Genomic DNA, 14,759 nt, shown 5'->3' on the forward strand with positions numbered 1-14,759 from the left:
CAAACGCGGCGTTTCCTCCTCCTGTCATGCCGGACTTGATCCGTATACAACCAGCCCAAGCCCTTGGGCTGAGAGGACTTTTGCCGCCGTGCCGACGCGCGTCGGCTGGATCCCGCTCAAGGCCGGAATGACGGAGGTAGATACCTCGCGTTTCAATACTTCGCTTACGAAGCCCGCTTCGTCGGCTGGAACCGCTCCCGAAGAAGCTTTAGCGCCGCGTCGCCGGAAACCGGCGTGCCAAACAGGAAGCTCTGGCCGAAATGGCAGTTCATGCGGGCCAGTTCGGCCGCATCCTCAGGCGTTTCGATGCCTTCCGCCACCACCTGCATGTCGAGCGCCCGCGCCATGGCAATGACGGAGCGCAGAAGCACGTTACGCTTGTCGCTGGTATTGGCCACCAGCGCCTTGTCGAGCTTGATCGTATCGAAGGGGAAACGGGTGAGATAGGCAAGCGATGAATAGCCCGTGCCGAAATCGTCCATGGCGAGGCTAAGGCCGGTTTCCTTGAGCTTGGAAAGCACAAGCCGCGCCTGTTCCGGATTTTCCATGACGACGGATTCCGTCAGTTCCAGCTTCAGCTGCTGCGGGTTGCAGCGCGTGCGGGTGAGCATGCCGCGAACGTCGTTATAAAGTTCGTTGTTCAGCAGTTGGGCACTGGAAATATTGACGGAGATGAAGATTGGCATCTTGTCGATGGCATGTTGCCAGTCCATCAGGTCGGTCGCCGCCCGTTCCAGCGCGAACATGCCGAGCGGCTCGATCAGGCCGGAGGCTTCGGCAATCGGAATGAACTCGCTTGGCGGGATATTGCCACGTTTCGGGTGCTCCCAACGCATCAGCGCCTCGAAACCGGCAAGTTCCCCATCATCGAGCTTGACGATCGGCTGATAGGCAAGTGACAGCTCCTTGCGCTCGATAGCGCGGCGAAGGTCACTTTCCATCTGCAGCCGGTCGGTGCCCGAGGTGCGGAAGGCGGGGCGGAAAGGCTCGACACGATTGCCGCCGGCGCGCTTGGCGCGATACATGGCCAATTCCGCATCGCTGAGCAGACCTGCCGCACTTTCCTGTTGGTCGATCCACGAGACGAGGCCGATAGAAGCGGTGAGAATGATTTCGCGATTGGCGAAATTGATCGGCACCATGATCGCCTTGTTCACCGCATCGGCGAAATCCGCCACACGCTGCGGATCGCGCTCCGAGGTCAGGATCAGGCCGAATTCGTCGCCGCCGAGACGAGCCAGCGTGTCCTGCGGTTTGAGCAGGCGACGCAGGCGCCGGGTGAGGGCAATCAAAATATTGTCGCCTGCAGCAATGCCGAGCGTGTCATTGACCAGCTTGTAACGGTCGATATCGATCGCCATCACGGTTGGCCGCACGCCCTCGCTGTCCGGCGAGAGGTTGAGGATCGATTGCAGGCGGTCAAGGAAGACCTGCCGGTTCGGAAGCCCGGTCAGATTATCGTTCATCGCGTCCTGCAGCAGCCGCTCGACCGAATTTCTCTGCTCTGTAATATCGGTGATGGTGCCGACGCAGCGGATGATTTCGCCGTTGGAGCCAAGAACGGGACGCGCACGGATTTGCAGCCAGTGGAAATGGCCATCCTCGGCGCGAATACGGAATTCGTGGTTCAGCCGGCCCTTGCGATGGTCGAGCAGCACGTCGAGCGTGGCCTTGAACCGGTCGCGGTCATCAGGGTGCAGGCGCGGCAGCCAGTTGCGCGCGGCGCCATGCATGGTTCCGGGCTCCAGCCCCAGGCGGTTGGAAATATCAGGCGTCGTGACGATGCGGTCACGCGTCACGTCCCAGTCCCAGACCGTATCGCCGCTGCCCGTGAGCGCCAGCGACTGGCGTTCCAGATCGGAGAACAGCCCCTGCTGATAGGCGCTGCCGGCAAAAGCGTGCTGTATGACCGTAAAACCGATCAGCAAAACGATCAGCACCAGCCCGCCGCCAAGCGCAGGCTGCACGATGTCGTTGTCCAGCTGTCCCGTCACCGTCAACCAGCTGCCGAACAGCCAGACGAGGATCAAGGCCCAGGATGGGACGAGCAGGATCGCCCGGTCGTATTTGTTGAAACCGAGATAGATGATGAGCGCGATGCCCGCCGTCGCCGTCAGCGCGAAGGAAACACGCGCGATACCGGATGCAACCGAGGGATCGTAGATCGCCACGCCAAACAGCAGCGCCAGCCCCACCACCCAGGCAAAGGTCGCATAACCCAGATGTGCGTGCCATCGGTTCAGGTTGAGATAGGTGAAGAGAAAGACGACGAAGCTGGAGGCGAGCGCCACTTCCGCGCCCGCCCTCCATATTCGCTGATCGCTTGAGGTGACGGTGATGAGCTTTTCGAGGAAGCCGAAATCAACGCATATATAGGCAAGCACGGCCCAGGCGAGGGCGGCAGATGCGGGCAGGACCGAGGTTCCCTTGACCACGAAGAGAATGGTCAGGAGCACGGCAAGCAGGCCGGCAATGCCGAGCACGATGCCGCGATAGAGCGTGAAGGCGTTGATCGTGTCCTTGTAGGCTTCCGGTTCCCACAGATAAAGCTGCGGCAGCTGCGGCGTGGAAAGCTCGGCGACGAAGGTGATGACGGAGCCGGGATTGAGCGTGATGCGGAAGACGTCGGCGTCCGGGCTTGGCTGCCTGTCGAGCGCAAAGCCTTCGCTGGGCGTAATCGCCATGATGCGTTGCGAGCCGAGATCCGGCCAGAACAGCTTGGAATTGACGAGACGGAAATGCGGCGCGACGATCACGCGCTCCAGCTGCTCTTCGGAGACATTGGCAAGCGCGAACACGGCCCAGTCGCCCTGGTGATCGTCGGAACTGGCGCGCACCTCGATGCGCCGGCGGATGCCGTCAGGACCCGGCGCGGTGGAAACCTGAAAGGCTTCGCCCTGATTGGCATAGATATCCGTGGTGGCGGTGAGATCGAGCGCCGTGTCGTCACGGGAGATCTTGACCGGCTCGAAGGCGAAGGAATGGGAGGCAAAAAGCAGGAAAAGCAGAAAAAACGGCGCAGCCAGCGCGATTGCCGCCAGACGTTTCGTGAGGCAAGGCGCAGTGTGATTGTAGGTCATGTATCGTACTTCGTTCCGCCGGAGCTTTGCTTGTCGGCAAGAAGGGAAAACATCATATGATCCCGCCATTGGCCATTGATTTTCAGATATTCCCGCAAGAGACCTTCCCGCTGGAACCCGGCATTTTCGAGGAGCCGGATGCTTTTGAAGTTTTCCGGAATACAGGCTGCCTCGATACGGTGCAACTGAAGTCCGTTGAAGATGTAGGGTATTACCAATTTTAATGCGGCAGACATATGGCCTTGGGCGGCATGCCGTTCACCGATCCAGTATCCGATCATGCAGCTCTGCGCCGCCCCGCGGCGGATATAGCCGATGGTGATGCCGCCGACCAGAAGCGTCTCTTTTTCAAACAGCAGGAAGGAAACGGCGGTGCCGGAAGAAAATTCCTGTCCGTTACGCACCACGCGCATGCGGAAGGCGCCCTCCGTCAGTTCGTCCGGCCGCCAGGTCGGTTCCCACGGCTGTAGAAACTGCCGGCTCTCGGATCGCAGCACGTGCCACTGCTTGAAATCGCTGTAGCGCGGCAGTCTGAGAAGGTGATTGGCGCTGCGCAATTCGGGTGTGTCATTATGTCGGGAAAGAAAACGCAGCATTCACGATCCCTGTGCGGCAGATATCGCCATCCGCGAACGGGATGGCGAAAAAGATGAGCGGTTTTCACCTTCAAATCCCGCTCTCATATCGGTTTATCCGTTCGCCTTTATCCTTGCGGGCTGCTGCGCGGACAGCGCGGCCGTGATGTCGGAAAGAGGCGGCAGATGTTCGAGCGGGCCAATTGCAGACAATGTCGGAACTGTATCGAAAAACAGCCGTCCTGCAAGATCGGTCAGGCGCGTGCGGGTGATGTCGCCCAGCCGCTCCATCATCTCTTCATTCGGAATGGGTCGGCCGTAAAGCATCATCTGGCGGGCGATCTGGCCGGCGCGGGCAGCCGGGCTTTCCTGGCCCATCAGCAGTTGCGCGCGGATCTGTGCACGGGCCCGGTCGATTTCCTCCTGGTGGATGGTCTGCGAGGACTTGCGCAGCTCTTCCAGAATGACGGGAACCAGTTCAGGCAGGTCGTTGCCGCCGGTGGCCGCATGCACGCCGAAGATGCCGGTATCGGAAAAACCCCAGTGGAACGCATAGACGGAATAACACAGGCCGCGATATTCACGCACTTCCTGGAACAGGCGGGAAGACATGCCGCCGCCGAGAATATTGGCGAGAATCTGCGAACAATAGAAATCGCGGGCATGATAGGCCTTGCCCTCGAAGCCGAGAAGCACCTGCGCATCCATCAGGTCGCGGGTCTCGCGGATTTCTCCGCCGGTATACACAGCCTTTTCGAGCACAGGTGTCGCCACGGGCAGCTGCGGCAGCGAGGCGAAACGCTCTTCCACCTGCTTGACGAAGCTCTCGTGATCGACCGCGCCGGCCGCAACGACGAAAATGCGGTCCGTCGTATAATTGCGGGCGAGATAATGCCTGATCTGGCCTGTCGTGAAGGATTGCACGGTCTCGGGCGTGCCCAGGATCGGCCGGCCGATCGTCTGGTCGCGATAGGCGACACCGGAGAAATTGTCGAAGATCACGTCGTCGGGCGTATCGGTGGCGGCACCGATCTCCTGCAGGATGACGTTCTTTTCGCGCTCCAACTCGTCTTCATCGAAGAGCGATTCCGTCAGGATGTCGGCAAGGATATCGACCGCGAGCGGAACGTGATCCTTGAGGACGCGGGCGTAGTAGGAGGTTGTTTCCGTCGACGTCGCGGCGTTGACTTCGCCGCCGACATTTTCGATCTCTTCGGCGATTTGACGGGCGGTTCGGCGCGCCGTGCCCTTGAACGCCATATGTTCGAGAAGATGGGCGATGCCATGTTCGGCAGTCGTCTCGTTGCGGGAGCCGGATTTGATCCACACCCCAAGAGCGACGCTTTCTAGATGTGGCATTCTTTCCGTGACAACGGTCAACCCGGACGAAAGCCGGGTCAAATTTACTCTCATACTCAACGTCTTTCCGCGTCTCTATTTGCCGGCGCGTGCATGTTTGCCGATGAAGCTTTCCACGGCTTTGAGCTCCGCATCCAGAATGTCGAAACGCTCCTCCCGGTTCATGATGTCAGCGAGCCATACTGGAAGCGCCGGGTCGATTGCGCAAGCGGATTTTACAGCCGCCGGGAATTTTGCCGGATGGGCGGTCGACAGAACCACCATCGGGGTTGCGGGCTTTTCGTGCTTTTCCGCCACGAAAACACCTGTTGCCGTGTGCGGGTCGATCAGGTAGCCGGTCTTTTCAAGCGTGTCGCGAATGGTCGCCGCCACCTGCTTTTCGGTGGCGCGTCCGGCGCGGAAATCCTTCTTGATGAACTTCAGCGCCTTTTCCGGAATTTCAAACGCGCCCGATTGCTTGAGGCCATCCATCGATGACTTAACGGCAGCGGAATCGCGGTCGTAGGCTTCGAACAGCAGTCGCTCGAAGTTGGACGAAATCTGGATGTCCATCGAGGGCGAGGTGGTGGGCTTGACGCCGCGCATCTCGTAACGGCCGGTCTTCAGCGTGCGCGCCAGAATGTCGTTGTCATTGGTCGCGATGACCAGCTTGTCGATCGGCAGGCCCATCTTCTTGGCGACGTAACCGGCGAAAATATCGCCGAAATTGCCTGTCGGAACGGTGAAGGACACCTTGCGGTCCGGGCCGCCGAGCGAAAGCGACGCGGTGAAATAATAGACTACCTGCGCCATGATGCGCGCCCAGTTGATGGAGTTGACGCCGGAAAGCTTCACGCCGTCGCGGAACTTCACGTCGTTGAACATCTCCTTCACCAGCGTCTGGCAATCGTCGAAATTGCCGTTGATCGCCAGCGCATGCACGTTGGAAGCGGTGGAGGTCGTCATCTGGCGTTGCTGCACCGGAGAGACCTTGCCGTTCGGGAAAAGGATGAAGATATCGGTACGCTCGCGTCCGGCAAAGGCGTCGATCGCCGCCCCGCCCGTATCGCCGGATGTGGCGCCGACAATGGTGGCGCGCTCGCCGCGTTCCGTCAGCGTGTAATCCATCAGACGGGCGAGGAGCTGCATCGCCACATCCTTGAAGGCGAGCGTGGTGCCGTGGAACAGCTCGAGCACGAAGGTGTTCGGACCGGTCTGTGTCAGCGGAACGACGGCCGGGTGGCGGAAGGTCGCATAGGCGTCGTCGATCATCGCCTTGAACTTGTCGGCCGGAATTTCGCCGCCGGTGAAACGGTAGAGAACCTCGAAGGCGACATCCTGGTAGGACTTGCCGCGCAGGTTGCGGATTTCCTTTTTCGACATGGACGGCCATTTGCGCGGCACGTAAAGCCCGCCGTCGCGGCCAAGGCCTGCCAGAAGCGCGTCGCAAAAACCAAGCGAAGGGGCCGCACCCCTGGTCGATACATATTCCACGAGATAGTCCCTTATCCGTTGCCGATGTGATCGGCGTCTTTTCCGCAGCGTCTCACCGAAATGAGGCGATTGGCGAGGTCATGAAGCGCTTTTTTGAAAATTCAAGCAAAACCGAACATGCCAATCGATTTTTTCCGGCGTCGCTGCTATAGACCATCGCCAACCTGGGTGAAAGGTCAATAAACAGCGTCTCCGGTTCTGTTCCGGGACAATGGAGAGGGAATTAGAAGAGTGTCAGGGAATTTCTTGCGTTTGTCCGCCGCGATGTCGCTTCTCGTCGTTGTTGCAGGATGCAATTCCTCCAACCCGTCGGACTCGCTTGCCGTCAACCCGCCGGCGGCGCAGGCCGCGCCAACGGCTGCCGTGGTTCAGGCCAATTGCCCGGCCGTGACGGTTCTCGACGCCAATGCCGTTCATCGCGTCTATGCCGGCGGCGCCAAGGACGATCCGCAGAAACTCGCCTATCAGGTCTCGCTGTCCGATACGACGCGCTCCTGCACAGCCAATGAATCGACGCTCACCGTCAACGTGCTGGCCCAGGGCCGCCTCGTTCCCGGCCCGATGGCCAAACCCGGCCGCGTCACCGTGCCGATCCGGGTGACGGTGAAGGATGGCGACGGCGAGATTTTCGGTGAAACGACCAATTTCGCCATCGATGTTCCCGCAGGCGGGGCCGGCACGCAGTTCATCTTCAACAACGACCACGTCGCCATTCCCAACGGACCGGGCGGCGCTCCGAGGTCTGTCAGCGTTTATATCGGCTTTGCAGAGCAGGGCGCGAAGGCCAAGACGAAGCGCCGGTGATTTGACGGGCAAAATGTAAAAGCCGGAGGCTGCTCGCCAGGCTTCGGTCAGATCGCGGAAAAACCATTCCTCACACGCGACGTCATCCTCGGGCTTGTCCCGAGGATCCAAACACGTATCGTAAAATCAAAGCGTTGCAGATGCTCGGGACAGGCCGAGCATGACGAAGTGGCGTTTGTGACAAAGCCACAACTTAAAACGCGCCTTCCCACTCCGCCATTGCCGCAATCACGGCCGGCAGGTCCTGCATGCGGGAGATCACCGTTTCGGCGCCCGCATCTGTCAGCCGGTCGGCGTGGCTGGGATAGGTGTGGGACGCGCCGGTAAAGCCGATGACGCGCATGCCAGCGGCCTTTGCGCCATGGATGCCGTGCACGGAATCTTCGACCACGACCACGCGATCGGGGGAAACGCCAAATTGCGCTGCGCCGTGCAGGAAGATGTCGGGCTTCGGCTTCACGCGGTCCGCACCTAGGTCCTTGGCGGAATAGATATGCGGCGCGAAATACGGCTTCAGGCCTACTTTCGTGAGCATCATGTCGAGGCGGTGGCTCGAAGAGTTCGAGCAGATGCAGCGGGGCGTCGTCAGGCGCGAAAGTGCGAATTTTACGCCCTCGATGATCTTCACGTCGCGTTCCAGCCGCATGTCGAGCAGTTTTTCCGATTTGTCGAGCAGCGAGGCTGAGAGCGGAATGCTGGCTTCGCTTTCCACCTGCAGGAGGATGTTCTTCCAGGTCATGCCGGCGAAACGCTCCCCCATTTCCTCGACCGAGATCGGATAACCGGCTTCGGTCAGAAGGCGGGATTCCACCTGTGCCGCGATGATTTCGGAATCGACCAGGACGCCGTCGCAGTCGAAAATAATGAGGTCGAAGCCGCTCATGGGCGCTCCCTGTATCGGATTTGGCTGGAAGAAAATGATGCCGGGCTTTTAGACCATGTCCGCGCCAAGCTCAACCGGCTCGCCAAGCAAAGGACAGTCCCGTCAGGCTCATAGCTTGAAGGCCGCGGGCAAGGGAGCCGCGTGTCATAACAGTCTGCTCTGGCTTGCTGCAAAAACCTCTACACACGGTCGCGCCATATGCGCTATGGGATGTTTTATGCCCAAGACAGCAAAAAATTCGCCTGAAGATACCATTGCCGCCCGCATCAGCCGCACGCTTGCAGACCGCATCGTTCGCGGTGAGCTGTCGCCGGGCGAAAGGCTGCGGCAGGATCACATCGCCGCCGAATTCGGCGCCTCGCATGTGCCGGTGCGCGAGGCATTCCGCCGGCTGGAAGCGCAGGGGCTTGCCGCCAGCATTCCGCGCCGGGGTGTCAGGGTCGCGGATTTCGGTCTCGATGATGTGCGCGAGGTGGCGGAAATGCGTGCCGCTCTTGAGGTTCTGGCTTTGCGCCACGCCATTCCCAACATGACGTCAGCCATTCTCGATCAGGCGGAGGCAGCCACGCTCGAAGGCGACAGCGCCGTTGATGTCGAGCATTGGGAGGAGGCCAATCGCCGCTTCCACCGCCTCATCACCGCGCCCTGCAACATGCCGCGCCTGATGGAAGCGATCGATGGCCTGCATGCGGCAAGCGCCCGTTTCCTGTTCTCCGCCTGGCGGGCCGGCTGGGAGCGCCGCACCGATACCGATCACCGGGCGATCATCGACGCGCTGCGCGGCGGCCGCGCCGAAGAGGCGGTGCGCATCCTTGACGGGCATGTGCAATGGATCGGCCGCAAGGCGATCCGCACCTCGTCCGGCTCGGTGCGCGACGCCTTCGCCATTGTCGGATAGGCCCTTGACCGTCCGCCTCCGGCCCCACCACCTTCTCTGCATGCTCACCTATGTGGGCAAGGGATATACATCCGGCTTCGTCGAAAATTATGACCGTGTCGCCGACCGCCTGAATGCCGGGGAAGAGGATATCGAGCTGGTGGATGGCCCCGACGACATCTGCGAGGGCCTGTTGTGTGAACGCCATGCCCACTGTTTCAACGAAGGGGTTGTGAAGCGGGATGAGACGGCCCGCGTTTCGGTGTCAGTGCTTTTGGGCGAGACGCTGGCTGCCGGCAAGCGGTTGCAGGCGACGCCGGACTTCCTTGCCAAGATGCGTCTCGCATTTGCAGCGGGAGATATCAGGCAGGCCTGTCGAGGCTGCCAGTGGAACAGGCTGTGCGACCGCATTGCGGCTTCAGGCTTTGCTGGCGTGAAAATCGGCGAACAGCCGGAGCCTCAAGCGGGGCTGCGGCCGAGGCCTACTCCGGCACACGCGTCTCGGTTCTCTCGGCAGCCTTGACCGTCGCCTTGATCTCCTTCGGATCGCGGCCCGACTTCTTGTCGTAACTTACCTTCACCGAATAATCGCCGGGATGAAGCGTTTCCTGATGCTGCGTGCCATAGCGGCCGGAAATCTCCTTCTGCGTGCCCTGAAGGTCCCTGGTCGTTTCGACAATGTCGATCCGTTCCGCGCCGGGGGCGGTAATTGCGAGAACGCCCGCATCGAGATTGATGGTTATTTCCGTGCGTTTTCCGGCGGTCACGGTGAACGGCTGCTCCACTGTCACCTTGCCGAGGCGTGCGCGCATGACGAAATTACCGGCCGGCATTTCCATCATCTTGCCGGTGCCGTAAATGCCGTTGATGGTCTCCCGCGTGCCGTCAAGGGTTTCCTTGGCCGACATCGCTTCGAAGCGGATATCATCCGTTTCCACCGCCCTGCCGTCTTCCGCATACACGGCCTTGGCGATCACCACGCCGCTCGGAATGACAAGTTCGTGGCTGATCTTGTCGCCGGCCTTGATGGTGAGCTTCTCCTGCGCCCGCGCCGGGCCGACGCTGCCGGTGAGAAGCACTTCGCCCGCCGGCACGAAGACGGTATTCTGGCCATAGACGCTGTCTTTGAAATCATCCTTGGTGATTTCAGTTTTCGCCTGTGTCTCCACATCGCCGCCGGGGCTGCGTTTTGGCACGACAGTCAGTTCGGCCGCATCGAAATTTACCTTCGGCCTTGCAACGCTTCCGTCCTTCACCTCGAACGCTACTTCGCGGGTCACATTGCCCAGCGCCGCCACGCCCACATATCTGCCCGCTGGCAGCTTCGCCTCGAAGGTGGCGTCATAGGAACCGCCGGCATTCTCGTCGGTGCGCACGCCGGTGCGGTCGGCCTTGTAGAAATCCCAGCGCACCCTGTCACTGTTGCCGAGGGAGGGGCCGCCATCAAACAAAACCGCATCGGTGATGACGTTATATTGCGGGTTCGGTTGCTGGGCCTGCGAGGGCGTTGCCAGCGCGACCGCGAAAAGTGCGGCCCAAACGACATTCATGGAAAAAGACGCCATTTTCATCACGGACCCCATTGCGGACTACCCCCTGCCATAATGGCTCTTCCTGCCGCGCGAATATGCGGGCACAGGAGAACCCATTGTGCACAACGTTTTCGCCGGACTTCGGGTTCCCCGCCGGTCTCCGCAAATTGCGCCAGTGCGCCGCGAGAGCCATTTATTTCGCATTTTCCGTGACTTGTTCAGGCTTTGATAACCATCTTCGGTAACCATAAGCCTCAGTAGAGAGTAAGCGTATGGAGCGAGTACCAATGGCAGCAGTTTTTCCGCTGGCCGATTTTCGGCATGCCGGTTTTGATCGTGCAGGTGAGAGTGACGCCTGGAAAGACAGCATCATAAAGGGTGATTGCGTCGCTGCCTTGGATGCCCTCCCGAGCCAGTCGGTGGACGCGATTTTCGCCGATCCGCCGTATAACCTCCAGCTCGGCGGCACGCTGCACCGGCCCGATCAGTCGCTGGTTGACGCCGTCGACGACGAATGGGACCAGTTCGCCTCCTTCGAGGCCTATGATGCCTTCACCCGCGCCTGGCTGCTCGCCTGCCGCCGCGTGCTGAAGCCGAACGGCACCATCTGGGTCATCGGTTCCTATCACAATATCTTCCGCGTCGGCGCCACGCTCCAGAACCTCGATTTCTGGATCCTCAACGATATCGTCTGGCGCAAGACCAACCCCATGCCCAATTTCAAGGGCCGCCGGTTCCAGAACGCCCATGAAACCATGATCTGGGCGAGCCGCGATCCGAAAGCCAAGAACTACACCTTCAACTACGATGCGTTGAAGGCCTCCAATGACGACGTGCAGATGCGCTCCGACTGGCTGTTCCCTATCTGCAGCGGCCATGAGCGGCTGAAGGGTGAGGACGGCAAGAAGGTGCATCCCACCCAGAAGCCGGAAGCGCTGCTTGCCCGCATCATCATGGCTTCCACCAAACCGGGTGATGTCGTGCTCGACCCGTTCTTCGGCTCCGGCACCACGGGTGCGGTCGCAAAACGCCTCGGCCGCCACTTCGTCGGCATCGAGCGCGAGCAGGATTATATCGATGCCGCCGCCGCCCGCATCGCCGCCGTCGAACCGCTCGGCAAGGCGGAACTGACGGTCATGACCGGCAAGAAGGCCGAGCCGCGCGTCGCCTTCAACACCCTGCTGGAAAGCGGCCTTGTCCGTCCCGGCCAGGTGCTGACGGATGCAAAGCGCCGTTATAGCGCCATTATTCGTGCGGATGGTACGCTCGCATCCGCCGGAACCGCCGGCTCCATCCACCGCCTCGGCGCGAAGGTGCAGGGTCTCGACGCATGCAACGGATGGACGTTCTGGCACTTCGAAGACGGAGACGACCTGAAGCCGATCGATGATCTCCGAGCGATCATCCGCAGTGAAATGGCAAAGGCCGAATAGTCGAAAGCCCAAAGGCTGAAGACGGACGATCCACCGCCCGCCCTTTGTCAGCATACGTCTTCATCCGGTTTAGTACCTTCAGTCCCGGATGGAGAACGACCAACGCCCGGCACATCGTGTCGGGCGTTGGTATTTTCGAATATAAAATTTTAGATAGACAAGTTTCGCGCAAGAGACGACAACTACTGTCCTAATCAAAGCAGTGGTTGTGAAAATCCGGTTCGGAAGGCTCACAAAAACATTGCGTCCAATGCCGCTTGCGGCAGGACTGGCGCAGGCCGGAGACCGCCATTTCCGCCTGCGCCAATTTCTTTTCCCGATCTTTTTGACAAACCTTGCCAAAATCTGCACTCTGTCTTCATAGGAGATGAAGATGGTGACCATGAATATTTCGCTGCCCGGCCAGATGAAGGAATGGGTCGAAGCGCAGTCTAAAACGGGCCGTTACTCCAATGCCAGCGACTATGTGCGAGATCTCATCCGAAAGGATCAGGATCGGAGCGAAAAGATCGCTGCCATGCAGGGCCTGGTGGACGAAGGATTGCAGGCTCCCTCCGGTCATCGTTCTGAAGATGCCTTGTTTGCTGAGGCCGAAGCCCGCTCCATGAAACGTAAAATTGGCTGATCATGGGATTTCGCCTTTCTCTGCCTGCGGAAGAAGACGTCATCCGCATAGCGCAAGAAGGCATCGACCTATTTGGACCTCAGCAAGCGCGAAAGTACCATCGCGAACTTTTCGCAATATTCGACTTGATATCACGGAATCCGAGGATCGCACGCGAGCGTAACGAGTTGTCGCCGTCGGTGCGCATTCATCCGTTCAGAGCACATCTGGTGGTCTATCGCGTTGAGGCGGACGACGACGTCCTCATCGTCCGCGTCCGCCATGGGCACGAGGACTGGGGCAATGAGCCTTAATCCATGCCAGGTGGTGACTTAAGGGCGGAACCTAAACCGCCACCCCAAATGCCTGCAGATCCTGCTTCAGCTTCTCCGCGCCGGTGAACTGCACCGCCTGCCAGCCGGCGGCCTTTGCGCCTTCGACATTGATCGCCGTATCATCGATGAACAGAGTTGCGGCGGGATTGAGCCCGAAGTCGCGCGCATGAAGCTCATAAATCGCCACATCCGGTTTGATCAGCTTGATGTCACCGGAAACGGTGACGCCACGCGGCAGGGTGAGGAAGGGGAACATCTTTTGCGCTTCACGAAAAGTGTCGGAGGCGAAGTTGGTGAGCATCGTCACGTCGTGGCCGCTGTCGATCAGCCCGACCATGATCGCGACGCTGTCGTCATAGGAATGCGAGACCATCTCGTGCCAGAACTTGCGGAAGGAGCGGATGTGCTCTTCCCGTTCCGGGAACTTCTCCACCAGCAAAGCTTCAGCATCCTCCCAGCGGCGGCCACGATCCTGCTCGAGGTTCCAGTCATGGGTGCAGACATTCTCGAAGAACCATTGGCGCTCATCGGCATCGGGAATGAGACGGCTATAGGGAATATGCGGATCGTAATGGATCAGCACCTTGCCGATGTCGAATACGATATGCTCAATCTTGGTCATCGAAATTTCCTGCTTTCATTGAATGCGGATGGAATAGCCTGCGCGATGACTTTTTTCATCACCGTTGGCAGCGCCTGCGCGTCAAGATTTGTAACCGGCTCCCACCATCCGTCATCCGGACCGGGTTTAAGACCGTCCGGTACCTGCGCGCGGTAGACGGTGAGCCGCAGTTCGAAATGGGTGAAGACATGCGTAATGACGCCCGCCGCCTGCCAGCCGGCGGCAAAGGGCGCATGGCTCGCCTCCGTGCCTCCGTCCATGCGGGCGGTCCAAGCCGTTGTCGGCACCTCGGTCATGCCGCCGAGAAGGCCGCTGTCGATTCGCCGCCGCAGCAGGATTTCACCTTCTGCATTGACGGCCACAAAGGCAGCCCCGAGCCGCACCGGTTTTGCTTTCTTCGCGGCTTTCACCGGAAAACGCTCCGGCTCGTCCTCCGCAAGCGCCAGACACACGCCATTGAACGGACAGAGCGCGCAGGCCGGCCGTTTCGGCGTGCAGATCGTTGCGCCAAGGTCCATCATCGCCTGGGCGAAATCCCCGGGCCTGTCGGCAGGGGTCAGCTCTGCTACCTTAGCTTTCATCGCCGGCTTTGAGCCGGGCAGTGGCGCATCGATGGCGAAGAGACGTGAAATGACCCGCTCGACATTGCCGTCCATGACAGCCGCCTGCCGGTTAAAAGCGATGGCCGCGACGGCGGCCGAGGTATAATCACCGATGCCGGGCAGTTGCTTCAAACCCTCTTCCGTGTCCGGAAAGACGCCGCCATGCTCATTCGCCACGGCTTCCGCGCATTTCTTGAGATTGCGGGCTCGAGCGTAATAACCAAGGCCTGCCCAGGCCGCCATGACGTCCTCGACCGGCGCCGCAGCGAGATCCGTGACGCTCGGCCACGCGGCGAGGAACTTCAGGAAATAAGGTTTTACGGCCTGCACCGTCGTCTGCTGCAGCATCACTTCGGAGAGCCAGACATGATAGGGATCGGCGCGTTTTCCCTTCGCCGCCATGGCCGGGGAAGTGCGCCATGGCAATTCGCGATGATGCCGGTCGTACCATGCGAGCAGCATCTGCGCATAAGACGACGAGGCGGTTTTTTGAAGCATGGTTTGCCGTTTCTGTTCGATTTGGCCTATAGTTGGGACATCCGTAGCGGGCGATCAAGAAAATGTGGATCGCCCTCACCAA

General features: G+C 60.0%; 14 protein-coding genes. 6 read left to right on the plus strand and 8 right to left on the minus strand.

The annotated features are described in order from the left end of the window. Nucleotides 1–164: 164 nt before the first annotated feature. From BTN45_RS02055 to thrC, 4 genes are all read right to left on the minus strand, one after another. A complete protein-coding gene (locus BTN45_RS02055; RefSeq protein WP_004440393.1) occupies nucleotides 165–3,080 on the minus strand; it encodes a sensor domain-containing phosphodiesterase in 2,916 nt (971 codons plus the stop codon). Beyond that, nucleotides 3,077–3,676 (minus strand): GNAT family protein, encoded by a 600-nt coding sequence (locus BTN45_RS02060; protein ID WP_004440394.1) that lies wholly within the window; start codon nucleotides 3,674–3,676, stop codon nucleotides 3,077–3,079. The genes BTN45_RS02055 and BTN45_RS02060 overlap by 4 nt, the downstream gene beginning before the upstream one ends. A 93-nt stretch (nucleotides 3,677–3,769) precedes the next feature. Then, nucleotides 3,770–5,068, minus strand: coding sequence for a pitrilysin family protein (locus BTN45_RS02065; RefSeq protein WP_004440396.1), 1,299 nt, complete (start codon nucleotides 5,066–5,068; stop codon nucleotides 3,770–3,772). Between the two features lie 21 nt (nucleotides 5,069–5,089). Continuing rightward, nucleotides 5,090–6,487, minus strand: coding sequence for a threonine synthase (gene thrC, locus BTN45_RS02070; protein WP_072494052.1), 1,398 nt, complete (start codon nucleotides 6,485–6,487; stop codon nucleotides 5,090–5,092). Between the two features lie 264 nt (nucleotides 6,488–6,751). Here thrC and BTN45_RS02075 point away from each other — a divergent pair, with 264 nt between their 5' ends. Then, the gene (locus BTN45_RS02075) at nucleotides 6,752–7,291 is read left to right on the plus strand and encodes a hypothetical protein (protein WP_044458783.1); all 540 of its coding nucleotides are present in this window, start codon (nucleotides 6,752–6,754) and stop codon (nucleotides 7,289–7,291) included. A 193-nt stretch (nucleotides 7,292–7,484) separates the two neighbouring features. On the opposite strand, the gene BTN45_RS02080 is transcribed toward BTN45_RS02075, so the two are convergent. After that, the gene (locus BTN45_RS02080) at nucleotides 7,485–8,174 is read right to left on the minus strand and encodes an HAD family hydrolase (protein ID WP_004440401.1); all 690 of its coding nucleotides are present in this window, start codon (nucleotides 8,172–8,174) and stop codon (nucleotides 7,485–7,487) included. Between the two features lie 217 nt (nucleotides 8,175–8,391). Between BTN45_RS02080 and BTN45_RS02085 the strand changes: the two genes are divergently transcribed. Continuing rightward, entirely contained in the window at nucleotides 8,392–9,072 is a 681-nt protein-coding gene (locus BTN45_RS02085; protein WP_004440402.1) for a GntR family transcriptional regulator, read from the plus strand. 40 nt (nucleotides 9,073–9,112) lie between these two features. Continuing rightward, on the plus strand, nucleotides 9,113–9,574 hold the full coding sequence (locus tag BTN45_RS02090; RefSeq protein WP_207589607.1) for a DUF1284 domain-containing protein: 462 nt from the start codon (nucleotides 9,113–9,115) through the stop codon (nucleotides 9,572–9,574). Here BTN45_RS02090 and BTN45_RS02095 read toward each other — a convergent pair. Next, nucleotides 9,534–10,634 carry a hypothetical protein gene (locus BTN45_RS02095; protein ID WP_207588749.1) on the minus strand — a complete coding sequence of 367 codons (1,101 nt, stop codon included), beginning with the start codon at nucleotides 10,632–10,634 and terminating at the stop codon, nucleotides 9,534–9,536. The genes BTN45_RS02090 and BTN45_RS02095 overlap by 41 nt on opposite strands. Nucleotides 10,635–10,870: 236 nt before the next feature. Here BTN45_RS02095 and BTN45_RS02100 point away from each other — a divergent pair, with 236 nt between their 5' ends. The 3 genes from BTN45_RS02100 (at nucleotide 10,871) to BTN45_RS02110 (ending at nucleotide 12,934) form a co-directional block, all read left to right on the plus strand. Continuing rightward, nucleotides 10,871–12,016 (plus strand): site-specific DNA-methyltransferase, encoded by a 1,146-nt coding sequence (locus BTN45_RS02100; protein ID WP_207588750.1) that lies wholly within the window; start codon nucleotides 10,871–10,873, stop codon nucleotides 12,014–12,016. A 373-nt stretch (nucleotides 12,017–12,389) separates the two neighbouring features. Beyond that, nucleotides 12,390–12,641 (plus strand): type II toxin-antitoxin system ParD family antitoxin, encoded by a 252-nt coding sequence (locus BTN45_RS02105; RefSeq protein WP_045532568.1) that lies wholly within the window; start codon nucleotides 12,390–12,392, stop codon nucleotides 12,639–12,641. Between the two features lie 2 nt (nucleotides 12,642–12,643). Further along, nucleotides 12,644–12,934 carry a type II toxin-antitoxin system RelE/ParE family toxin gene (locus BTN45_RS02110; RefSeq protein WP_004440407.1) on the plus strand — a complete coding sequence of 97 codons (291 nt, stop codon included), beginning with the start codon at nucleotides 12,644–12,646 and terminating at the stop codon, nucleotides 12,932–12,934. A gap of 31 nt (nucleotides 12,935–12,965) precedes the next feature. On the opposite strand, the gene BTN45_RS02115 is transcribed toward BTN45_RS02110, so the two are convergent. Continuing rightward, the gene (locus BTN45_RS02115) at nucleotides 12,966–13,577 is read right to left on the minus strand and encodes an HAD family phosphatase (RefSeq protein WP_006699985.1); all 612 of its coding nucleotides are present in this window, start codon (nucleotides 13,575–13,577) and stop codon (nucleotides 12,966–12,968) included. Next, nucleotides 13,574–14,677 carry an A/G-specific adenine glycosylase gene (mutY, locus tag BTN45_RS02120; RefSeq protein WP_207588751.1) on the minus strand — a complete coding sequence of 368 codons (1,104 nt, stop codon included), beginning with the start codon at nucleotides 14,675–14,677 and terminating at the stop codon, nucleotides 13,574–13,576. Before mutY ends, BTN45_RS02115 begins: the two co-directional genes overlap by 4 nt. Nucleotides 14,678–14,759: the final 82 nt, after the last annotated feature.

This window comes from Rhizobium sp. ZX09 (assembly GCF_017357485.1).
GTDB classification, from domain to species: domain Bacteria; phylum Pseudomonadota; class Alphaproteobacteria; order Rhizobiales; family Rhizobiaceae; genus Agrobacterium; species Agrobacterium pusense.